Source organism: Kitasatospora sp. NPDC008050 (assembly GCF_042957465.1).
GTDB lineage: Bacteria > Actinomycetota > Actinomycetes > Streptomycetales > Streptomycetaceae > Kitasatospora.
This window is the reverse complement of record NZ_JBIBIJ010000003.1, coordinates 280,891-302,938: the sequence shown is the minus strand read 5'-3', so window position 1 is coordinate 302,938 and position 22,048 is coordinate 280,891. Positions and strand designations below refer to the sequence as shown.

Sequence of the window (22,048 nt, the reverse complement as noted above, 5' to 3'; positions counted from 1 at the left end):
GTGGCTGACCGGTGCGTCCGGCCCGGCGACCGCGCCGCCGCCGGAGCCACCCGCGAGGACGACGGCCACCTGCTCACCGTCGTTTCCGACCTCAAGCAGGACGCCTCCCAGCCGCTGGTCCTCGACGCCTCCGGCCTCGACCGGATCGCCACCGTCCACCTGCCCCGGCGGGTGACCGCAGGTATCCACGGCTCCTGGGTCCCCGACCACTCCTGAGGTGTTCCGATGCCCTTCCCGACGGCCGGGAAGGGCATCAGGCCTGTCCGCCTGTCGGTCCCTCGGCGAGCTCCGCGGATCACACCGCGGCCAGCAGCGCGCGGCGCAGCTCGGCGGCGTGCTCGAAGCCGATCCGGGGCTGCTCGGTGAGCGCCCGGTCGATCACCTCGGCCAGTGGGCCGGGCAGTTCCGGGGCCCGCTCGCGGATGGGCACCGCGGGGGAGCGGAGCACGGCCAGCCAGGGGTCCTGCTTCGCCGGGAATTCGCGGGGGACCCGGCCCGTCAGCGTCCAGTAGAGGCTGGCGGCGAGGGACCACAGGTCCATGGCGGGGGTGGCCTGGCGGAAGTCGACGATCTGCTGGCGCGGCACGAAGCTGGGTTTGCCGGCCGTGGCTCCGGTGAGGGTCAGCCCGCTGAGGCCGGCCATGTCGAAGGCCTTGGCGATGCCGAAGTCGCTGATCTTCGCGGTCAGGCTGCCGTCGGCCTCCCGGTGCAGCAGGATGTTGGCGGGGCTGAGGTCGCGGTGGACGACGGAGCGGTCGTGCGCGTGGGCGAGGCCCTCCAGCGCCTGGGCGAAGAGCCGGACCGCCTCGTCGACGGGCAGGCGGCCGCCGCGGCGCGCCACGAGTTGGTCGAGGCTGCCATCCGGGCAGAACTCGGTGGTCAGGTAGAACGTCCCGCCGGCGAAGCCCGCGTCGTGGAGGGTGGCGATGTTGGGGTGCCGCAGGTCCTGGGTGATGACCACCTCGCGCAGGAAGCGGGCCCGGGCGACCTGGTTGGTGGCGACCTTCGGCAGCATCACCTTCAGCGCCACCTCGCGTCCGGTGGCCTGCTGCCGTGCCAGGTAGACGGCGCCCATGCCGCCGCGGCCCAGCTCGCGCAGCAGGGTGTAGCCGGTGATCCCGGCGAGCGCGGGGTCGGATGAGCGCGCGAGGTCGAGCAGGAGTTCGGCCGCGGCCTGCGGATCGGTGCGGCAGTTCGCGCAGAGGTGCTCGCCCGCGCGGGCGTTGAGCTCCGCGCTGTCCTCGCGTCCGCACTGGACGCAGCGCAGCACCGAGGGGCTGCCCTGTTCGGCCCGGATACTCACCCGGAAGACGGTGTCGCCGATCCTGATCTCGTCGCCGTCGCTGAGGGTGTGCTCGGGGAAGGCGGTGGCGGCGCCCTCCTCCGGGGTCTGGTGCTCCTCCCGCTGCCCGATCTTCCGGTTGTTCAGGTAGGTGCCGTTGCGGCTGCCGAAGTCCCGCACGCAGGCGTCGGGCGGGTTGATGTCCAGCAGGCAGTGGTGGCGGGAGACGGTGTCGTGGTGGGCGTCGCTCGGCAGCTTCGGGCGGCAGTCGCTCGCTCGGCCGATCAGGCAGGTCGTCCGCTCCTCGAAGACGAACTCGGCGGGTTCGAGCTGCCCTTTGACGACGGTGAGCGTCACGGAGGCCGGTCGGGTCATCGGGCGGAGCTCTCCTCATCCGTTCGGATCGCCGTCGCGGGCGCGACGGTGAAGGTCAGGGTGTCGCCCGTCCTGTCCACCCGGACGGTCGCGCCCGGGGTGAGGCGCTCGTCGGCCAGCAGCGCGCGGCCGAGCGGCTGGACCAGGAGCCGGTCGACGGCCTGTTCGAGACCGCGTGCGCCGGCTCGGCCGCTCGCACGGCCGTGGCGCAGCAGCAGCTCGCGGGCGGCGGGGGAGAGGGCCAGCGCGAGGGAGCGGTCGGTGAGCCGCGCCTGCACCTGGCCGATGACCTTGTCGAGGATCCGGGTCGTCGCCGCGTCGTCGAGTGGATCGAAGACGACGACCTGGCGGATGCGGCCCAGCAGTTCGGGCCGCAGCCGCTCGCGCAGCGCCGCCAGGACCCGCTCGTGTCCTGCGGGGTCCTGCGGTGCTGCTGGGGTTGGGGCCGGAGCCGGGGTTGCGGCGGGGGTTGGGCTCGGTACCGCAGCCGGGGCCCGCGGTGGCGGTGCCGCCGGAGTGAAGCCGAGGGTGCGCCGGTCGGGTTCGCGGGGCGGTGCGGCGCCGAGGTTGGAGGTGAGGATCACCACGGCGTCGTTGAACGGCACCCGGCGCCCGTGGGAGTCGGTCAGGGTGCCCTCGTCGAAGATCTGCAGGAACAGGTCGAGGACCTCGGGATGTGCCTTCTCCACCTCGTCGAACAGGACGACGCTGTGCGGGTGGTCGCGCAGCGGGCCGCTGAGCTGCCCGTCCCGGTCGTGGCCGAGGTAGCCGGGCGGTGCGCCGAGCAACCGGCTGATCGAATACCGCTCCTTGTACTCGGACATGTCGATGCGGATCAGACGCCGCTCGTCGCCGAACAGGAACTCCGCCAGGGCCTTTGCCAGTTCGGTCTTGCCGGTGCCCGTGGGACCGGCGAAGAGGAAGACACCCAGCGGGCGTCGCGGGTCGGCGAGTCCGCTGCGCGCGGTGCGGACCGCCGCGGCGACGGCGGCGACGGCGGCGTCCTGCCCGATGACCCGGGTGCGCAGCTCCTCCTCCATGTGGAGCAGTCGCTGCACCTCGTCGGCGCCGACCTTCTCCAGGGGCAGCTTCGCCCGCCGGGCGACCACGGCGCTCACCTGGGCGGGCCCGACCCGTGACCCGCCGTCGGGGACGGGGCGATCGGCCGGCGCCTCGGGCGCGAGCGTTCGGATCCGCGCCGCGGCACAGGCCTGGTCCAGGACGTCGATCGCCTTGTCGGGCAGGCGCTGTTCGGGCAGGTAGCGGATGGTGAGGTCCACGGCGGCCGTCACCGCCGCCGGCTCGATGGTGACGTCGTGGTGGTCGGCGAGCGAGCGCGCGGCCCCGCGGACGATGGCGATGGCCTCCGATCGGGTGGGCTCCTCCAGCCAGATCACCTCGAAGCGGCGCTGCAGGGCCGGGTCCTTCTCGATGCTCCGCCGGTACTCGGCCGGGGTCGTCGCTCCGATGCAGCGCAGCTCACCGCGGGCCAGCGCCGGCTTGAGGATGTTGGCCGCGTCGCTGGCGCCGTGGCCCCCGGCGCCGAGCACCGTGTGGACCTCGTCGATGAACAGGATCACCCCGCCTCCGCAGGCCTCCGCCAGGACGGTCTGCAGCCGCTCCTCGAACTCGCCCCGGTACTTGGTGCCGGCGACCAGCGCGGCCATGGAGAGCTCCACCACCCGAGCCCCGGCCAGACCCTCCGGGGCGCGGCGGGAGGCGAGCCACCGGGCGAGTTCCTCCACGAGGCTGGTCTTGCCGACACCGGCTTCGCCGACCAGGACGGAGTTGGGCTTGTGCCGGCGGATCAGGGTCCGTGCCAGCGTGCGGAGTTGACTCTCGCGGCCGATGAGTTCCGGTAGCCCTCCGGCCCGCGCCAGCGCGGTCAGGTCGCGGCCGAACCGGTCCAGCAGCGGCGTCGGGTGGGCGGCTGCCGCCTCCCGGGCGGGGGCCTTCCCGGCTGCCGCCTCCCTGGCGGGCGCGTTGTCGGCGTCGTCCGCAGGAGCTGCGGGTCGGGCTGCGGGGCGGGGCTCGGCCGGTTGCGGTCCGCTCCCGGGAGCCTGCGGGAAGAGCGCCACGAGCGGGTCCTCGACGCCGAATTCGGCGAACAGCGCGCGGGCGGCCGAGCTGATCCGCTCCAGGACCGCCTGCAGCAGATGCACCGTGGTGACGTGCGCGCCGGCGGTCCCTTCGGCGGCTTCATCCGCTTCGTCCGCCTCGGCCGCTTCCGCCAGTTCGGCCGCCCGCGCGAAGACCTCACGGGCCGCCTGCGTCCGGCGAGGTGTGGCCCCGGCGCGAGCGCCTCGCTCGCCTCGCTCGACGAGGTCGACGCGCTCGCTCAGGCCCAAGAGGGTGCGCAGACGGCGGCGGAACTGGCGGGCGTCGACGCCTGCGAGCAGGAACCGCCGCTGCGTCCGCAGCAGGTCGTGGGCGAGTGCCTTCCGCCCCTCGGAGTCAAGGTGCTGCCGGTCGAGCAGCTCCGTGAGGTCGGAGCGGGACAGGACGGCCAGCCCCAGCAGCAGGTGGTCCGGTCCGATCTGGGTGGCACCACCCGCCCGCGCCTCCTGCCGTGCCACAGCCAGGGCGAGCACGACGCTGTCGGCGAAGACCGTCACAGCCTCCCCTCCCGCTCGCCGGTGCACTCGGCCTGCGCGACGGACCGCTCCCGGGCCCGATCGTCGCGCAGCAGCTCAGGGCGGGGACTCTTGACCGCCAGGTCGATGCCCCACCCGCGATGCCGCACCCGGTGCACGAGCCCCATCCCACCCTGCTCGTGCACACGCAGGACCTCATAGCGGCCTTCGACGACATCGACGACATAGCCGACAACGACGACATCGCCGGCCTCCCACCGCGACGCCGCCCCCGCCCCCGTGCCCCCACCCCTGCTGGCCTGCAACCGACGCCTCCCCGTTCGTCCGCGCGCTTGTTCCCCTCCAGTATGCAAGCTCCAGCCGCTACGACAGATCGTTTTCCCCGCCGTTCACCGGGAGTTCGGCCTGACCTCGGCGTCCCGCCACCTCCGGGGCCGATCCGCCCCGGCGGCTTCCCGTGTCGACGGCGGAGTCGCGCTCTGGCAGGGTGAGCCGATGCGGATACCCAGACGAGCAGCCAGAGTCGCGGTGCTGGACCCGGCCGGGGCGGTGTTCCTGTTCCGGTACGACAACGAGGAAGTCGGCGTCCACTGGGCGATGCCGGGCGGTGGCATGGAGCCGGGCGAGACACCACGGCAAGCCGCCGAGCGCGAACTCCACGAGGAGACCGGCTGGAGCGACATCCAGCTCGACGGCACCGTGCTGTGCCTGTGGGAACACGACTTCACCAGGGCCGGCGTCCCGGTACGGCAGCACGAACACATCTTCCTCGCACGTGGCCCCCATCGTGACCCGGTCGGTGACCTGGCTGCCGCGCACGCCGCGGACAAGATCCTCCGTTGGCGCTGGTGGTCGCCGGATGACCTGTCCAGCGCTGCCGAACCGCTGTGGCCGCCGCAACTGCCCGAACTGCTCGCCGCCGTGCGGACCGACGGCCCGCCGGCGAAGCCGATCGACCTCGGCCACGTCCGCATCGTGCTGAGCAAGCAGGACCTGCGTGAGGTCACCGGATATGCCGCTGAGAGCGCGCAGGAAGTCCTGGAGATCTTCGAGAGAGCGCACCCGGCCGACTCGCGCCCTCGTGACGCGATCGACGCCGCATGGACGTTCGCCCGCGGTGGCGAACGCGGGAAGCCACTGCGCGATACGGGGTGGGCGGCGCACAAGGCAGCCCGCGAAGCAGACACCGCGGCCGCGGGCGCGGGCGATGCGGCGCGAGCAGCGATGTGCGCGGCCTCCGCTGCGTACCTGCATCCACTGGCAGACGCTCACCAGGTGAAGCACATCCTCGGGGCAGCGGCCCACGCGGCGAGAGCGGCCGAACTCGTGGCGGGCGGCGATCGGGCTGTCGGCGCTGAGCGGATCGAGCAAGCTCGTCGGCGCACGGCACCAGCCGTCGTCGACGTGCTCAGGCGATACCCCGCGGCACCTCCCGGTGGCGGGCGCGTCGGGGAACTGCTGCGCGATCTGGATGCGGCTCTCCGCAGCCGTTCCTGACGGACTTCCCGCCCAGCCGAGCTGGAGGTGACCTGTCGTCAGTTACCGCCATGGCTGTCGGCTTGTTGCCCGAGGGGAGCGGGCGGGGTCAGCCGGGGGTCAGTGTGGGGTCAGGGCGGCGGGCGATAGTTGGTGGCACAGGGACGGACCGCAGCGAAGCGAGCGGGTCGGTCCCGGGGAGAGGTGCCCGGAGTGGTTGATCGGGGGCCGGGGCTCTGGTCCCGGTCGGGCGAAAGCCCACGCAGGTTCGAATCCTGCCTTCTCCGCCTGACGCCGGTAGTGGCGATCAGTCTCCCCGTGGACCGGTCATCTCCGGTGGGCTATGCTCTGCGGCCATGACGACCGGGACGGCCTTGCGCCACACACGGATTGGTGACCCGGTGCTCCGCTGAGCACCGTGCGGGCCGGAGTGGGCCCGTTGTTCGATCGGGGAGCCGGCGCTGCCGCGCGGGCTCCGCCTCCGTCGTGTTGATCACAGACGCAACACATCAACCCGACAGGAGAGTTCATGCCCACACCCACACCCACGCCCACCAAGACGCTGCGCATTCCCACCGCGGCCGCCCACCCCGACCGGGTGGCCGCCGTCGCCGGATTCCACCCCTTCTTCCTGGTCACCGGCGCGCCCGACAGCCCGCACCGCCTCTTCCCCGAGATCACCGCCCAGGTCCATCTCGGCCTCGCCGAAGGCGACATGACACCCAAGTCGATCAGCGAGCTCAACCGGGCCCTGGACGCCGCAGGTGTCGACCACACCTGCGAGATCTACCCCGGCACCGTCCACGGCTTCACCATGTCCGACACCGACGCCTTCAACCCCGCCGCGCTGCAGCGCCATTGGGACCGCCTGCTCCCTCTCCTCGACCGCACCCTGGCCACCGGCTGAGGCCCCGGCCCGGAAACCGGACCACGAACGTTCGATGCCGGCACGATCGCGGTGGCCGGGTGGATCCTCCTGCCCCTCGTTCCTCGCCCCGATCCGGACCCGGGCGGGAGCGTCCAGCTGATCGGCTGCTACCAAATCGCCGGTACCGGTACCGGTACCGACACGGATTCGCCGGCCGTGCTCACCAGGGCGACCGTGCTGCGTGTGGTGCCGGCCGGCACGGTGACGGCCCTCTCCATCAAGGTCTCGCCCCCCGGATCAACTCCGGCTCCGTGGGATGTCGAGCTCGATCTCATGGAACGGGGTGTCGCCGGGCACGAGGACGGTGTGGCCGGTGCGCTCGAAGCCGACCTTGCGGTAGAGGGCCTCGGCGCGGGGGTTGTCCTCGTGGACGTGGAGGCGGACCCGCTCGATGCGGGGCTCTTCGAGCGACCAGGACCACTGCAGGGCGGCGCTGAACAACTGCTCGGCGAGGCCGGCACCGCGTGCCGCGGGCTGGACGAAGACGCCGACGACGTGGGTCTGCGGTGCCTTCGCGGCCTCCCCGAAGACCGTTTCGTCGCCGGGCAGTTCGACGCGCGCCGTCATCGTGCCCAGCCACTCGCCGCCCTGGCCCTCCGCCACGAACTGCCGGAGCGACGTTCCCTCGGCGGAGGCCTCGGCGCGGCCCTGCCACACGTCATCCGGCCTGGCGACGGCCTGCTCCAGGGTCTCCAGGAAGGCCAGGTGGGCGATCGGGTCCCGCAGCGCGGCGAGCCGGATCTCCTTGGCCTTGCGCCAGTCCTCGTGCCGCACGGTCTTGATGGTGTAGATCATCCCTGGATCCTCGCATCAGGGTGGATGGCATCCGCAACAGGATTTCTCCGGACGGTGCCGGACCGGTCGAGCAGCGGCGGTCCGCCAGGTCGCCCGAGGTCAGGTCACCCGATGTCAAGTGGCCTGCTATCGGGGATGGTTCTGGTGCGGCTCAGCACTCCCCGGGCGATTCCTCGAAGTCGTCGGGTTCGGAGCCCCAGCCGGCCAGGATCCTGCCGTGCCAGGAGCCGGACTCCGCCTCCATCGGGTGGGGTGTGAACGAACGGATCCAGTCGGTGCGGACTCAGGGCGCCGGCCGGCACCAGCCGGGTGTCCGTGTCGACCGCGACCGGCATCGACGCGATCCGCCCGTCGGTGCACGCGGCCGCCCAGGCGTCGATCCGGGCCTGATCCGGGACCGTGTCGCCGGTGAGCTGTTCGTGGACGCGGTCGGGGAGCGCGGCGGCCGGGTGAACCGGTTGTGGCCGGAGTGGAACATGACGAGCATGGATGCAGCTATCCCGTTGCGCGGAGCGGCATTTCATGGCCTGCGCGAGAGGTCGCTACCGTCGGATTCATGGAACGGAACTTTCAGACGGCCGAAGAACTCGCGGCTGCCCTGCGTGCCGGTGACGTGACGTCGGTGGAACTGACCGACGAGGCGATCGCCCGCATCGAGCGGGATGACAGGACGATCAACGCGATCTGTGTGCCGGACTTCGACCGTGCACGGGCCGCCGCGCTTGGTGCCGACCAGGCGCGCGCCCGCGGTGAGGACCGGCCGCTGCTCGGCATTCCGGTGACGGTCAAGGAGTCCTACAACATCGCCGGACTGCCCACGACCTGGGGCATCCCACACCACCGGGACTACCTGCCGGCCGAGGACGCGGTCCAGGTGTCGCGGCTCAGGTCCGCGGGCGCGGTGGTGCTCGGCAAGACGAATGTGCCCTTGGGGCTGCAGGATGTGCAGAGCTTCAACGAGATCTACGGGACCACCAACAACCCGTGGGACCGCGGTCGTACGGCGGGTGGATCCTCCGGCGGATCAGCGGCGGCCCTCGCGTCCGGATTCGGCGCGCTGTCCATCGGCTCCGACATCGCCGGTTCGTTGCGCACCCCCGCACATTTCTGCGGTGTCTACGCCCACAAGCCGACGCTCGGGCTGGCGGCGAGCCGCGGCATGGTCCCGCCGCAGGCGCCGGCGTTCCCGGCCGAACCCGACCTCGCGGTGGTCGGTCCGATGGCGCGCACCGCCCGCGACCTCACGCTCCTGCTCGACGTGATGGCCGGACCGGACCCGCTGACGCTCGGTGTGGCGCACGACTTGGCGCTGCCGTCCGCGCGCCACGAACGGCTGTGCGACTTCCGGGTCCTGGTCCTCGACGAGCATCCGCTCATTCCGACCGGGGCCGCCGTGCGGGCGGGCGTGGACCGGGTGGCCGAGGCGCTGGTCGACGGCGGCGCCCGCGTCGAACGGCACAGTCCGCTGCTGCCCGATCTGACCGAAGCCGCGATGCTCTACACGCAGTTGCACTTTTCGGGCGCCGTTGCCCGCTATCCCGTTGACGCGTACGAGCAGCTGCGGGCCCGCGCCGCCGGACTGAGCGCAGACGACCGGAGTCTCGATGCCGCGCGGCTGCGCGGCATGGTGTTCAGCCACCGCGACTGGATCGAGGCGAACAGCGGTCGTGAGCTCCACCGCCACGGCTGGCGGCAGCTCTTCGCCGAGTTCGACGCCGTGGTGTGTCCGATCACGCCGACTCCCGCTTTCCCGCACGACCACAACCCCGATCTGCTGGAGCGCCGGATCGACATCGACGGTGTCGGGTACCCGTACCTCGACCAGCTCGTCTGGGCCGGTGTGGCCACCATGCCCGGCTTGCCCGCCACCGCCGTCCCGGCGGGCCGGTCCCCCGAGGGCCTGCCGGTGGGAGTGCAGCTCATCGGTCCGATGTTCGAGGACCGCACCCCGCTGCGGCTGGCCGAGCTGCTCGAAGAGAGGATCGGCGGCTTCCAGGTGCCGAAGTAGCGCCGCTCCGCGCTCCGCGCCCCGCGCCCCGCGCCCCGCGCCGCTCGGCGCGGTCACGCGCTCACGGGAACGGGTGCGGGTGCGGGTTGACCTCCTCGGGGGTGAGCGGCCGGTCGGTGTGGCCGAGGGTGTGCGGGGCGCTGCGGACGCGGTCGAGGCCGGTGATGCGGCGCAGGTGGTGGCCGAAGGTCATCGGCAGCAGGCCGGGGACCAGGGTCTTGACGCAGGAGAGCCCGGAAGCCGCGTGGATCGGGGTGGTCTGGTCGACGACGATCGCTTCGAGGCCGCTCGTGGCGAAACGGCTCACCAACTCGTCCAGGTCGGCGCGCAGGTCGGTGTGGCGGGGCCAGGCGTACCGGTCGGCGAGATCGCCCAGGTCCCGCCGCTCGTGGGGCGGTTGGCCGTCGGGGGCGAGGAGGAAGTCGAGGCGGCGGGCGGCGATCGGGTCGCAGTACAGGAGCGCGTGGTCATCCATCAGACGGACCTGTTCCGCGTCCTCGCGCATCCGGGCGGCGTCCGCGTGGCGCTGCGGGTAGATGAGCTGGTAGGCCTCGATGGCGGTGACCAGTTCGTGGAGCGCGCCGAAGACGCCGCGTTCCGGGTCGAGCCCGGAGCCGCCCGCACACAGCACGGCGGGGCGGTGGTCCGCGGCCGTCCCAGCCCCAGCCCCAGCCCCAGTCCCCGTGCCCGTTGCCGTTCGTGTTCCCGTTCCTGTTCCCGGGGAAGCGTCGACGGCCGCGGCCCAGAAGCTGGGGATGCCCTCCGCACCGGTCACGTCGAAGACCTCGACGCGGTAGCCGGTGCGCTCGCGGATCCGGTCGGCGAGCAGGCCGATCCGGCGGTCGCGCGCGGTGTGCAGGTCGAGGGCGGGGGCCGGCAGCCGGGCGTACCAGGTGAGCAGGAAGGCGTCGCGCTCGGCGAGTTCGAGCAGGCCGTACAGGGCGGCCTCCTCCACGCACCCGCCGAGCGCACAGCCGTTGGAGATCTCGGAGACGAAGGGGCGGGTCCCCGGGGTGTGCCGGCCCAGGCGGTAGTAGGCGAGGCTCTCGGGGACGAGGACCGGGTGCTCGCGGGTGAGCGAGTAGCCCCAGACCCAGGGCATGACCAGCTCGGGGTGGTACGGCTGGAAGGGGAAGCCGGGCTGCTGGTAGCGGTGCGGCTCGTGGCTGCCCGCGCTCGCCGGGTCCAGGACGCCCGCGGGGTCCTGGGCGGCGAGGTCGCGGTAGCTCGCCCGTACCGCGGTGTGGTGGCCGCCCGGGCGGCCACCACCGAGCCGCTCCAGGGCCTCGGCGATCGCGGTCATCTTGGCGGTGCCGAAGTCGAGGGCGCGCCCGTAGCCGCCGTCGACCGACTCGGGCGGGCCGACCTTGGCCTCGGCGAAGGGCAGTGTGTGCAGCCCGCGGGTGTGCAGGCCCTTGATGACGCCGGTCTCGTCGTCGGCGTAGCGGGCTTCGAGTGCGGCCGTCTCGGCGCGCAGGTCGCGCACCCGCAGGACGGCGGGGTCCGGCTTGGGACGCGCGACGCGGGGGATCACGGCGTCGGCCGGGGAGTCCTCGGGCAGGGTCCCGCAGTGCGGGCAGTGCGGATCGGGCAGGAAGGTGTGGCGGCTGAGCTGCAGGTCGGCCAGCCGGAGCACGGTGACGACACGCGCTGTGGGCTGCCCGGCGGTGAGCCCGGTGGCGAGTCCTGGGGTGAGCCCGGCGGTGAGCTGATGAAGCGTCAGGGAGGCGGCGAGGTCGGCGGCGAGCGGGGTGAGCAGCGGGGAGACGTTGCCGGTGAGCCGGGCGCCGTAGGCCGCGTGCAGGGCGGCGTCCTCGGCCGCGTCCGCGCGCGCCCCGGCGCGGCGGGCGGCGAGGCAGAGGTCGCACCCGGGGACGCCGGGCCGGACCAGCGGGCCGATGACCACGCGGTCGAGCTCGGCGATGACGGGCAGCCGGCCCGGCGCCGCGTCGGCACGGGCCGTGGCAAGCAGCGCTGACCCGGCGTCGGACGTGTCGGCTGCCAACAGGAGGATGCCGGGCTGCGGTTGCGACTGCGGCTGCGACTGCGACTGCTGTTGCGGCGCTTCGCCGAGCCGCCGGGCCAGGGCCAGGCCGAGCAGGCCGCCGTCGTGCCGCAGCTGGGTGCCGGTCGGCAGAAGGGTCTCAGTCAACGGAGCTCACGGCTTTCACGAGGTAGGGCAGGACCTCGGTGGCGGCCGGGTCGTGGTCGAGCGGGACGATCAGGACGGTACGGACGCGGGCCGGCGCGGGCAGGCTGCTGCGGGCCGCCGCCACCGCCTCGTCGAAGGTGACGCCGGAGCCGAGGCCGCGCACCGCGGGCCGGCCGCGTTCGTGGACGGCGGCCGCCGGCACCAGGTGGGCCGTCCGGTGCTCCGGGGACCAGGCCCAGAGGGCCGGCCCGTCGGGCGTCGGGACGTACCGCCGGGGATCCGCGGCCAGGTGGGCGTAGTGCTCCAGGGCGCGTCGTGCCGTCCGGAGGCGGGCCGCGGCGAAGTCCGGTCCGGTGGCGTGGACGCGGTGCTCGGCCCGGCCGGTGTGCGGGTCACGGACCAGGGCGGAGGAGCCGTGCCGGGGAAACTGCGGCAGCCCGCCCTCGTCGAGCTCGGCGAGCAGCCCGCTGCGCGGGTCGATGCAGAGCGCGGCCCGCCGGGAGAACTCCTCGGGCTCGACGGCCGGACCGCCGCGCAGGGCCTCGATCTTGGCGAGGAACGCGGCCTCGCTCTCCGGCGCCGCCGGGCGGGACGCGGGGTGAGGCCGGTAGCGGTGGTGCGTCGTGGTGAGGGTGGCCGGATCGAGGCGGACGAGGCGGTCGGCGGACGTCGTGGGGTCCTGGGCGAGGAAGGCCTGCTGGAAGTGGTGGGCGAGCAGGGCGGCGGCCACCTCGACGCCCTCGGTGGCGTGGTGGGCGTAGCCGCCGGGCGTGCTGCCGTGCACGCGCAGCCAACTGCCCAGCCAGCCGCCCTCGGTGCGGCCGGGGCCAGGATCGGAGCCGGAGCCGGAGCCGGGACCGGAGCCGGGGTCGGGGTCGGGGTCGGAGGCGGGGTCGGGACCGAGGATCGGGCCGAGCCACCAGGCGTCCGCGTCGCTCACCGCTGCGGCGAACCAGAGCCCCTGCTCGCGGCAGCGCTCGTCGAGTTCGGAGACGCGCAGCGGGTCGTCGCCCGCGGTGAGCAGCAGCAGTGCGTCGTGACGGCCGGCGGTCGCGGCGGCCCGGGCCTCGGCGTGGTCGGTGACGAGCGTGGTGGTGCGGATGCCGGTGAGTCGCAGCGCGCTGTCCAGCGCGCGGCCGGCCGGCCCGGTGGCCAGGACCAGCACTCGCAGCTCTGGATGGGCCGCGGCGCGCCGGGCCGGGCCGGGGTCGGCCAGATCCTCCAACAGCCCGTGGGCGTCCAGGCGTTGCAGCACGCCGAGGACCAGCGGGCGGCGGGTGTCGTCGAGGCCGTCGAGCAGTTGCGCCACCGTGTGCGTGCCGTCCAGGAACGGGGTGAGGCGGTCGAGCCAGCCGGCGATGCCGGGGGTGGCGATCAGGTCGGTGCCCCGGCTCGATCGGACGTAGGCGGTGCCGCTGCCGCTCGGCACCACGAACACGTCCGGGCGCAGGCGGGGGGCGGAGTTCGGTGAGATCACCGGTGGCCTCCGGGGAAGAGGAGGTGGTGGGTGGGCGTGCCGGAGCCGCGCTCCGGGCCGATGAGGACGGCGAGGAGTGCGGTGCGGCCCGGGGGTGTTCCGAGCAGGCGGTCGGTCTCGGTGCTGACGAAGTCGCAGCGGAGTCCGGCGCCGAGGCCGACGCGCGCGGCGGCCAGGCCGATCCGCTGGCCGAGGATGCCGGCGCGCAGGTTGAGCATCCGGTACCAGCGGTCGCCGTGCTCGGGGTAGCCCCGTTCGTGGTCGCCGACCACGAGCAGGGCACAGGCGGCTTCGAAGCCGGCCAGCTCGCCCGGTCCGCCGGGCGGGAACAGGGCCCGGGGTGTTGCGCCGGGGGTCAGCGGGACCAGTTTTCGGGTCCGTGGATCGTGCCGGTGGCAGCCGGGCTCCAGCCCGGTGACGCGGCCGGCCACGAGGTACAGCTCGCAGCCGACGGCGTCAGGGGCGTCAGGGGTGTTGGGGCCGTCGGGGGTGCCGGGGCCGTCAGGGCTGTCGAGGGGGAGCGGGGCCGTGGCCTGGTCGAGGAGTTCGGTGATCTGTGCGACGGGAACCGGGGCCGGTTCGAAGCCGCTCCGGGCCGAACGGCGGTTCAGCAGCTCGGCGGTGGGCGTGGGCGGGCAGGCCGGGTCGGCGGTGACGACCGCGTGGACGCGCTCCGCCCCGGGGTCGAGGCCGAGCAGCCCGCCCAGCGCCCGCTCGGCGAAGAGCACGTGCGCGGTCGGCCGGGCGCTCGCCGCTGCCAGCACGGTGAGCGCCTGCCCGGTGAGGACGCCGGTGTCGAGCGCCTGCAACCGGTGGCCGAACGGTCCGTAGCGGGCCAGGTTGGCGTCCTGCCGGGTGGTGATCAGCAGGACCAGCTCCGGCCGGTGGGCCGGGGGCCGGCTCAGGGCGCGCACGAGGTCGGCCCGCAGGTCGGCGGGGGAGAGGAGTTCGAGGGCGTGAGCCGCGGGCAGGTAGTGGCAGAGCCCGAACGCGGTGGCCACGTACACCTCCCCGGGGTAGGCGCCGCCACCGGAAGGCACGGGCCGGCCCGCGCCGACCCCGGCACCGGTCCAGTCGATCCGGGTGACGCCGCACAGCAGCGCGAGGAGTGCGCCGAGGTTGTCGAGGTTGTCGAGGCTCTCGGAGGCGGCGGGATCGAGCCCGCTCGCGTGTGCCGGGGCCCCGGGCGGGAACGGCAGTGGGATGACGTGGGCGCCGGGGTGGACCTTGGGCGGGGTGTTGCTCGCGGTGAGGTCGATCGCGGGCAGCACGCTGCCGTACCGGGCGTGGTAGCGGCGCGCCGCGGTGCCACCGGTGTCGGCGTCGGCGGGTGGCGGGTAGGCGTCGGGGTCCGCCGCCGGGGTGGCGGGCCTCATCCGTGGGCCTGTGGGGTGGCGTCGTTGGCGGCGGTGGCCAGCACCAGCTCAAGGGCGCTGACGCCGTACACCTCCTCCACCGCGTTCGCGGCGAGGTGGCAGAGCAGGTAGCGGGTCAGGCCGGGGATGCCGAGCCGGGTGAGGTGGAGGTAGGTGTAGTTGAGCATCAGGCGGTAGCGCAGGAAGCGCGGATCCCGGTACATCATCTGCTTGTACGTAGCGCTGCCGGCGACCGCCTGGTGCAGCGGGCTGGCGGCGAGCAGGTCACCGATCCCGTTCTCCTCGTCGTCCGGGATCGGAGCCTCGGGGATCTCGCCGGCCTCGTACAGGGCGGTCCACCGGCCGCCCAGCGGGTCGATCGCCGCGACCCAGTCGCGCTCCGCCTCGCCCTGGGGACCGCCAACCGCACCGGCCTGGGGACCGCCAACCGCATCGGCCTGGGGATCGGCCGCGCCAGGTTCGAAGGCGGCGACCACGGCGCGGACCTGCGCGGTGAGCACCTCGCGGTTGGCCGCGTACCGCTGCTCGAAGGCCTCGCGGACCCGCGGTCCGGCCGTGCTCAGGTAGCCCTCGGCGTGCGAGCGGAAGGAGACGAAACCACGCCGGATCGAGGCGTCCTCCGGGTGCCGGCAGAGCGTGTGCGCGGTGGCGAGCATCAGCCGCAGCGCCAGCGTCTCGCGCGGGACGCCGGCCGCGACGGCCGTCAGGTGGTCGAAGAGCAGCCCGTTGGTCCGCTCGTAGAACAGGGCGAGTTCATCCGCGCCGACCGGGCAGCCGAGCACCTCGATCCGGCGGTCGTGCTCCTCCCAGCTGATCGAGTTGTCCGGGTAGAACGGGGTGAGCGGGCCGGGTTCGCGCTCCGCGTCGGCGAGCCGGCGGTGCAGCGGCAGCAGGGCGGTCTCGTCGAGCGCCGGCGCGCTGGACGGGTGAGCGCGCAGGTAGCCGCCGACGAGCTCGGCCACGGCGGGCTCCACCAGCGTGGCGAAGGTGTCGGAGGTGGCCTGGACGACCAGCCGCAGATGCGGCCCGCGGCGCCAGTGCCGTAGCACGTAGACCGATTGGACGTGGCCGGCGCAGCGCTCGACCACCGGCCGTACCGCCCGCAGGATCAACTCGTCGGTGCCGTCGCCGAAGTACGCGATGTGGGCCGCGCGCCACTGCGGTTCGGCCGCCGGTGATGTCTGTGCCATGGCAAGTCCCTCGTTCTTCTCAGTCGTTGTGACCGGCGTCGTTGCGGTCGGGGCCGACGTGACCGGCCTCCTCGGCCCCCGCAGCCGCCTCGGCTGCCGCGAGCTGGGCCAGGCCGCGCAGCGTCGCCTCCTGATCGAGCCGCACGCCCAGGCGGTTGCACGCCAGGTGGGTCAGGTGGCCGGCCAGCCGGGCAGCGGCCACCGCACGGCCGGTGGCGTCGCCGGTGGCGGCGTCCTGGGCGGTGTCCTGGGCGCGTCGGAGGGTGGCGAGCCAGCGGGTGACCGGGTCCGCGTCGGCCGCGCCTGCGCCTGCACCGGCGCCTGCGCCTGCACCTGCGCCTGCCTCCGCCGTGGCCGAGGCGGCGCGGGCCGCACGGGCGACGGGGAGCAGGGTGGCGCGCCGCTGCCGGTACAGCTCGACCATGCTCTGCGGCGCCCGGGTCGCCGGGTGGGTGCCCGGGTCCTGGCTGCCGACCAGCAGGGCGAAGCAGTGCGCGAGGCGCCGGGCCGGGCTCCAGTCGGCCAGGACGGCGGCCGTGGCCAGCTCGCTGCAGGTCGCGAAGCACTCCTCCGCGGCCCGCAGCGCGGCGCCGTGGCCGTACTTCCCGTACTCGGGCCGGTACGGGAAGAAGGCCAGGGTGTCGTTGGTGGCCAGGGTGCCGGGCTCGCTCTCCGGCTCCAGCGCGGCGAACCGTTCGGCGATCTCCTGGTACTGACGCTCCGTCATGGGCTGCGAGGGCGGCAGCGCGTCGAAGAACGCCGTCGCGTGCTCGGCGAGTGCCGCGCGCACCGGGAGCTCGGCCTGCGGACTCGTCAGGCGTACCCGCAGGCGCAGGTGCGGGCCGCACTGCCAGTGGCGCAGGAAGAAGGAGCGGTCGGCCAGCCCGCGTCGCCGCAGGTCCTCGACCGCGGCGGGGAGCAGCCGCCGCACCACGAGGTCGAGCGGATGGGCGGTGAACACGTGGGCGCTGACCCAGGGGGCCTCGGGATCTCGGCTCAGCACGCGTCGGGTCGCCGTTCTGTCGTCTCAGTCGATGTCGTTGTCGTTGTCGTTGTCTTCACAGTCAACGGGGCTGTCGCGTCCGGTAGTTCGATCAGGAACTCGGCCGCATGGCGCCGCCCGTCCCGGTGCGCGGGGGCGTCCTGGAGTTCGGGGAGGGCCTCGGTGAGCAGCAGCGGCCGCCCGGTGGACGCCGCGTGTTCGAAGACGCGCAGCAGGTGGGGGTGGGTGAAGTCGAGGTACACCGGCTTGCGGTCCTTGTCGTGCAGCGCCGGACCCGCGAATCCCTCGGCGGGCCGCGGGGTGAGGGTCCGCAGGAAGCAGCGCAGCGGCAGGCCGTGCGCCTCGCGCCACGCGTGGACCCGGACCAGGTATCCCGCGTCCGACTCCCCGGCGGCGCGGGCGGGGGCCTGGCCGTGGTCGACGAACCAGCACGCCCGGCGCAGCACCACCGAGCCGAGGGCGAGCCGGGCCACCCGCCGCGGCGCGCCGGGGTCGGCCGTCGGCTCCTGGTCCGGCCGATCGCTGCGCCACAGCTGCGGCCAGTCCGACCAGAAGGCGTAGGAGGTCTGGCCGAACGCCTCCACCAGGAGCCGGGCCGGCAGCGGCAGCAGGGGAGTCGCGAGCAGGCCCAGGTGCAGGGGTCGCACCACCCGGCCGGTGTCGCGGTGGACGAGGTGCAGCCGCTGCGCCTGCCGGTCGTGCACCACCTCCAGGTCGGCGGGGCGGAGCAGGTGCTCGGGTGCCCGGTCCGCGTGCGAGCCGTCCAGGTCGATCGCGTCAGGCGTCGCGGGTACCCGCTGGTTGAGGGCGCTGCCGAAGGCGGCGTCGAACTCGGCGTACTGCGGTGCCTCGGCGTACTGCGGTGCCTCGGCGTACGGCGCGGCGCCGGGGAGGTCGTGTGGCGTGCCGGAGGTGCTGCCGAAAGTGTCGCCGAGGGGGGTGCCGAGCAGCTGGGCGATGCGGGTCCGGCCGGTGCCGTGGCCGCAGGTGACCGTGTTGAGGACCAGGCCGAGCCCGGCGGGTGCGCCGGGCAGCGCCTGGACGTAGTAGGCGTGGCGGTCGCCGGCGGTGTGCGGGTCGGGCCAGTCGCCGCACAGCGCGCGCACGGCCTGCGGCGCGAGCCGGACGGTGCCGTCGGCGTCCTCGGCGGTGTCCGCGATGAGGTGGCGCAGTGCGGCCTGCCGCCGCGCGTCGCGCTCGGTCGGGGTGTCCGTCGTCGCGTCGGCCCACCAGGTGCCGAAGTCCCGCAGGAACGCGGTGAACGGCCGCCGGAAGCCCGGGCCGTGGACGGTCACGGCGTGGTGGTGGAGCGCCGCGCGCCGCGGGGCGAGGGTGTCGAAGGGCGCGAGGAGGCTGGGGACGAGGGCGAGGTCGGCGAGGGCCGGCTGCCAGGTTTCCCGGTCGAGGGTGGCCGCGGTGCCGGTCACCATGGTGTGGTGGAAGTACCGGGTGCCGCGGTCCGGTTCCTCCGCCGGACCGAGCAGGCCCAGGCGCCGGGCGGCGTCCGCGGTGCGCGCGTGCAGGGCTGTTGCGATGCCGCGGTGCTCGGCCGGGGCGGCCGACCGGGCGGCGTCGATCTGGTCGCGGATCGCCCGCAGATCGTCCAGCAGGCCGGCCAGGCGCTCGCCGCGGTCCTGCTCGGGCACCTGCTTGTCGAGCCAGGCGCTCAGCGCCGACGCGGTGAGGCCCTGGTCCGGCAGATCGGGGCGGACCTCCAGCAGGCCGAGCCGGACGAGCTGCGCCACCACGGCGTCCGCCCGGCCCGCCCCGTCCGCAACAGCGGGGGTCGCGGTGGAACCGACGGAGCCGGCGGTCTCGGCGGTTTCGGCGGGAGCACCGAGCAGCGCACGCAGGCCGGCCGGGGTCCCCGCCTCCCGTGCCGCCGCCAGGATCGCGGCGAGCGCCGCGGTCGCCGGCAGTGAGCGCACCTCGCCCGAGGGGCCCGGGACGGTGAAGAGCCACCGGTCCCCGCCGGCGGACGGCACCAGGGTGGCGAACGGGTTGACGCGCAGTCGGACCGCCGTGTCGAGGTCGGGCAGGTGGGCGAGGGCGGCAGCGATCCGGGAGAGCGAGAGCAGGCCGACCTCGACCACGGTGGCCCGAACCGTGCTCTCCAGGCGCACCGCGGCCGCAGTCGCCCCCGCCGGGCTCGCACCGAACCGCGCGCCGTCCACGCCGTTCCCCGCGTTCCTCCCGTTCCTCCCGTTCCCCGTGCTCCCCCTGCTCCCCGCTGCTCCCGCGTCGCTCGTCCAGTGGCCGAAGCCGCTGGCGGCGAAGGTGGTCAGCGGGCTGGGCTTGGCCACCGCCCTGGCCGCGTACTTCGCCAGCCGCACGGCCGCCCGGTCCAGTGGTCGTCGTCCCGGTGCGAGGCGCTCGCGGTCCAGCCACCGCAGCACGTCGTCGTACAGGTCCGGACTGGCGTAGCCGAGGCCGACCGCGAACGCGGGGTCCTGCGCGAGCCGGCCCAGGGCCGCGGCGGCGGAGCCCGTCTCCGCGGGCAACTCCCGTGCCAGCTGCGCGAAGAGCTCGCCGCGGGCGTCGCGGTGGGCGGCGTGGCGGTGGATCCGGTCGGTGAGCTCCGGGCCGATCACCTCCGGTGGCGCCGCCGCCTCCAACAGGGTGCGGATGCGGGCACCCTGGTGCACGGCCCGGCGCAGTCCCACCAGCCGTGACTTGAACGGGCGCGCCCGTTGGGTGGCGATCAGGGCGTGCAGCGCTTCGCTGAGCCCGGCGGCGTCGGCGCGGATCGCCTGGTCCAACGCGACGATGCGCAGCGCGAGTTCGGTGCTCAGCGGGATCCGGGAGCCGTCGAGGGCGTCGGCGGTCAGTCCTGCCAGGCGCACGCCCACCGGGTCCGGCCCGGGGTCCGCCGGCAGCGAGCGCGGTGTGCGGGCTGCCATCAGAACACCACCGGGAGCCGGAAGCCGGCGGCCGGCTTCGCCGCGCCGATCGCCACCTGGAACAGGACGGTCTCCTCGTCCGGGGTCAGTTGGAGCAGCCGTTCGGCGGTGGCGGCGTCGTAGCCGTTGTGCACCCGGGCGGTCAGGCCGTGGCGCGCCGCGACCACGCACACCAGGTGAGCTGCGGCCCCCGCGGCCAGGTGCACCTGGCGGAACGCGTCCGCGCCGAACCGTGCGAGGGCGGTGCCGCGCCGCACGGCCAGGTAGGCGGTGCAGGCGACGCTGCGGAAGTTCAGCGACACCCGTCCCTCGGTCTGCCCGATCTGTTCGAGCATCGGCACCGGGTCGCCCTCCCGGAGCAGGTGCAGACGCTCGCGGGTGTGGACGTAGTGCCCGGGGGGTGTGTCGGCGACCTGGCGCACCAGCAGGTGGCAGGTGAAGTCCGCGAAGGGCGCGGTGGCGAGGGCGGCGCCGAGGTCGTCGAGCAGCGCCTGCGGGGCGGCCACCGGCTCGGGGTCGAAGATCGCGGCGCCGGAGTGGCGGGCGCGCAGCACCGCGGCCGTGTCCGGCGGGACCCACGGCAGTGCGGCCTCGGCCGTGGTGGGGCCGGTGATCTCCAGGTATCCCATCGGGTGCTCGACCTCACCCGGTATCCAGCCGTCGCAGAGCGCGAGCAGGGTCTTGCGGTCGGCGCCCGGCCGGGTGCGCAGCCCGAGCGCGGCGGCGACCAGGTGCACCGCGCCGAGCAGCATCCCCGCCTCCTGGGCGCACAGCCGGGGGGCGTAGTCGCCGTAGAGCTGGGCGGTCCGGGCGAACCGGCTGGTGATCACGAGGAACCGGGCCGAGCCGGCGCCGCCCGCCGAAACCCGACCCGTCGCAGCGCCGCCCGCCGAAACCCCGCCCGCCGCGTCACCCTCCACCGCGTCACCCGCCGCCACGTCACCCTCCACGCCCCGGTGCACCAGCACGAGTTGGTGGTGCAGCGCATCGAAGCGGTACACCGCGCCCGGCTGGTGCCCGCCCGCTGCCGCGGGCACGATCAGGGAGAGCTCGCTCGGGTAGCGGCAGCGCGCGGAGGCCACGGCGCGGTGCAGCGGCCAGCCGCCCGGGGTCAGGTCGTGCTGGAGCAGGCCGCAGGAGTAGTGCAGCAGCGCGGCGAGGACGGACGGGTCGGCCAGACCGGCGTCCCCGGCCGGCTGATGCCGGTGCGCGGGCCCGAGGCGCAGCGGCGGCGCGGCCAGGGGGATGCGCCGCCCGCCGGGGAGCGCGACGGGCTCGGGCTCGGGCGCGTCGGCTTCGGGCGCGCCGGCTTCGGGCGCACCGGGGGCGCTCGCACCCGCGGCGAGCGTGGCGGGGATCGACCGCCGGGAGTAGACCGCCTCCGACCACAGCTCCAGCGGGAACGGGGCGCGGGTCATCGCGGTCACGCCGACCGCACCGGCGAGGTGGTCAGGAAGCGCCCGGTGGCCAGCTCCAGCACCGCCGCACCGGAGGCCGCCGGCTGGTCACCGGCGTGCTCCTGCTCCGCCGGCCCCGTGATCTGACGCAGCAGATGCAGGCAGAGCTGGTCGGCCGCGAGCGCCGCGACCGGGCCGCCCAGGTAGGGGCTCGGCTGCTCCATGCCCTTCTGGGCACACCCGTCCTCGGAGCCGTGGTCCGGCCGGGAGACTGTCGTATCGTCGAGCCTGGACACGGCACTGATCAGCACCTGTGATCGCGTGGCGACCGCCTGCCCGTACCAGGCTCGCGAGCGCGCAGCCAGCGCGCGAACCCCTGCCTGGGTCTCCCGGTCGCACGTGTCCGCGCCGAACAACAGCACGCCCGTGTCCCGGGGCAGTTCCGAAAGCCCCTCCGAAAGCTCCTCCGAAAGCCCGTCCGAAACCCCCGCGGATATTTCTTCGTAGCGAAAGCATCCGCCCGCGCCACGCAAGAGCTCGACGCATTCACGCAGTCGCGCGATATTCACGTCGGGTCCGGTACGGTCACCGGTTCGCGTGACGAGAAGACGCACGTGCTCAATTCCCGATGCGAGCAGAGCGAGAACCAGCGCACTCGCCAGTCGGCCGGAGCCGGTCACCACGGGTGCGCAATTCCGATAGCGCTCGAAACGGTACTCGGGGGAGTTGGACCGCAGCGCGATGAAGTCGATCAGCGCGGCGTGCCGGGCCCGGACCTCCGGGCTCAGCGTGTGCGGCAGATCGGTGCCGGCATCGCGCACGAACCCTTCCCGTACCAGCAGTTCGACCAGCGTGCGGACGTGTTGCGCGGTCTGCGGCGGCAGGTCCGTGACGAGGTCGTCGACGCTGCGGCTGCCGTCCAGGAACGGCCGCAGCCGTTCGAGCCAGGGGTAGAGACCGGGCGCCGGAAGCGCCACCGTGTGCTTCGGACCACGGATCACCACGCCCTGATCGGAGGGCAGCAGATGGGTGTCGGGAAGCAGTCTGGGCCTCATCACCTCTCCCCTCGGGATTGCGGGCGGGATTGTGCTCCCG

Annotated in this window: 15 protein-coding genes, 1 tRNA gene and 1 pseudogene; 5 read left to right on the top strand and 12 right to left on the bottom strand. The window is 74.2% G+C overall.

Features of this window, described 5'->3' with window-relative positions:
• Nucleotides 1-216 carry a carotenoid oxygenase family protein gene (locus ACFZB9_RS08255; protein WP_391444796.1) on the top strand — a complete coding sequence of 72 codons (216 nt, stop codon included), beginning with the start codon at nucleotides 1-3 and terminating at the stop codon, nucleotides 214-216.
• A gap of 79 nt (nucleotides 217-295) precedes the next feature.
• On the opposite strand, the gene ACFZB9_RS08250 is transcribed toward ACFZB9_RS08255, so the two are convergent.
• The 3 genes from ACFZB9_RS08250 to ACFZB9_RS08240 are packed head-to-tail and all read right to left on the bottom strand — an operon-like array spanning nucleotide 296 to nucleotide 4,556.
• Complete coding sequence (locus ACFZB9_RS08250; protein ID WP_391444794.1) at nucleotides 296-1,657, bottom strand: protein kinase; 1,362 nt, start codon at nucleotides 1,655-1,657, stop codon at nucleotides 296-298.
• Nucleotides 1,654-4,272, bottom strand: coding sequence for an AAA family ATPase (locus ACFZB9_RS08245; protein WP_391444792.1), 2,619 nt, complete (start codon nucleotides 4,270-4,272; stop codon nucleotides 1,654-1,656). Before ACFZB9_RS08245 ends, ACFZB9_RS08250 begins: the two co-directional genes overlap by 4 nt.
• A complete protein-coding gene (locus ACFZB9_RS08240; protein WP_391444790.1) occupies nucleotides 4,269-4,556 on the bottom strand; it encodes a hypothetical protein in 288 nt (95 codons plus the stop codon). Before ACFZB9_RS08240 ends, ACFZB9_RS08245 begins: the two co-directional genes overlap by 4 nt.
• Nucleotides 4,557-4,746: 190 nt before the next feature.
• Between ACFZB9_RS08240 and ACFZB9_RS08235 the strand changes: the two genes are divergently transcribed.
• The 3 genes and pseudogenes from ACFZB9_RS08235 to ACFZB9_RS08225 form a co-directional block, all read left to right on the top strand.
• On the top strand, nucleotides 4,747-5,748 hold the full coding sequence (locus ACFZB9_RS08235) for an NUDIX hydrolase (protein ID WP_391444789.1): 1,002 nt from the start codon (nucleotides 4,747-4,749) through the stop codon (nucleotides 5,746-5,748).
• Nucleotides 5,749-5,925: 177 nt separating this feature from the next.
• Nucleotides 5,926-6,014: transfer RNA gene (locus ACFZB9_RS08230), tRNA-Gln, on the top strand.
• Nucleotides 6,015-6,289: 275 nt separating this feature from the next.
• Nucleotides 6,290-6,634 (top strand): annotated as a pseudogene (locus ACFZB9_RS08225) (dienelactone hydrolase family protein); the annotation flags it as partial.
• 258 nt (nucleotides 6,635-6,892) lie between these two features.
• Here ACFZB9_RS08225 and ACFZB9_RS08220 read toward each other — a convergent pair.
• Nucleotides 6,893-7,450: a GNAT family N-acetyltransferase gene (locus ACFZB9_RS08220; protein WP_391444787.1), complete on the bottom strand. Its 558-nt coding sequence runs from the start codon at nucleotides 7,448-7,450 to the stop codon at nucleotides 6,893-6,895.
• A gap of 556 nt (nucleotides 7,451-8,006) precedes the next feature.
• On the opposite strand from ACFZB9_RS08220, the gene ACFZB9_RS08215 reads away from it, so the two are divergent.
• Nucleotides 8,007-9,458, top strand: a complete 1,452-nt coding sequence (locus tag ACFZB9_RS08215; protein ID WP_391445188.1) for an amidase — start codon at nucleotides 8,007-8,009, stop codon at nucleotides 9,456-9,458.
• Nucleotides 9,459-9,519: 61 nt separating this feature from the next.
• On the opposite strand, the gene ACFZB9_RS08210 is transcribed toward ACFZB9_RS08215, so the two are convergent.
• Genes ACFZB9_RS08210 through ACFZB9_RS08175 form a run of 8 tightly spaced genes read right to left on the bottom strand, consistent with a single transcriptional unit; the run spans nucleotide 9,520 to nucleotide 22,008 of the window.
• Nucleotides 9,520-11,610 (bottom strand): TOMM precursor leader peptide-binding protein, encoded by a 2,091-nt coding sequence (locus ACFZB9_RS08210; protein ID WP_391444785.1) that lies wholly within the window; start codon nucleotides 11,608-11,610, stop codon nucleotides 9,520-9,522.
• A complete protein-coding gene (locus ACFZB9_RS08205; protein WP_391444783.1) occupies nucleotides 11,603-13,087 on the bottom strand; it encodes a hypothetical protein in 1,485 nt (494 codons plus the stop codon). The genes ACFZB9_RS08210 and ACFZB9_RS08205 overlap by 8 nt, the downstream gene beginning before the upstream one ends.
• Nucleotides 13,084-14,463 (bottom strand): nitroreductase family protein, encoded by a 1,380-nt coding sequence (locus tag ACFZB9_RS08200; RefSeq protein WP_391444781.1) that lies wholly within the window; start codon nucleotides 14,461-14,463, stop codon nucleotides 13,084-13,086. Before ACFZB9_RS08200 ends, ACFZB9_RS08205 begins: the two co-directional genes overlap by 4 nt.
• Nucleotides 14,460-15,653 carry a thiopeptide maturation pyridine synthase gene (locus ACFZB9_RS08195; protein ID WP_391444779.1) on the bottom strand — a complete coding sequence of 398 codons (1,194 nt, stop codon included), beginning with the start codon at nucleotides 15,651-15,653 and terminating at the stop codon, nucleotides 14,460-14,462. Before ACFZB9_RS08195 ends, ACFZB9_RS08200 begins: the two co-directional genes overlap by 4 nt.
• A gap of 19 nt (nucleotides 15,654-15,672) precedes the next feature.
• Nucleotides 15,673-16,656: a lantibiotic dehydratase C-terminal domain-containing protein gene (locus ACFZB9_RS08190; RefSeq protein WP_391444777.1), complete on the bottom strand. Its 984-nt coding sequence runs from the start codon at nucleotides 16,654-16,656 to the stop codon at nucleotides 15,673-15,675.
• Nucleotides 16,650-19,556: a hypothetical protein gene (locus ACFZB9_RS08185; RefSeq protein ID WP_391444776.1), complete on the bottom strand. Its 2,907-nt coding sequence runs from the start codon at nucleotides 19,554-19,556 to the stop codon at nucleotides 16,650-16,652. Before ACFZB9_RS08185 ends, ACFZB9_RS08190 begins: the two co-directional genes overlap by 7 nt.
• Nucleotides 19,556-20,983: a hypothetical protein gene (locus ACFZB9_RS08180; RefSeq protein WP_391444774.1), complete on the bottom strand. Its 1,428-nt coding sequence runs from the start codon at nucleotides 20,981-20,983 to the stop codon at nucleotides 19,556-19,558. The genes ACFZB9_RS08185 and ACFZB9_RS08180 overlap by 1 nt, the downstream gene beginning before the upstream one ends.
• A complete protein-coding gene (locus ACFZB9_RS08175) occupies nucleotides 20,980-22,008 on the bottom strand; it encodes a hypothetical protein (protein WP_391444772.1) in 1,029 nt (342 codons plus the stop codon). Before ACFZB9_RS08175 ends, ACFZB9_RS08180 begins: the two co-directional genes overlap by 4 nt.
• Nucleotides 22,009-22,048 lie beyond the last annotated feature (40 nt).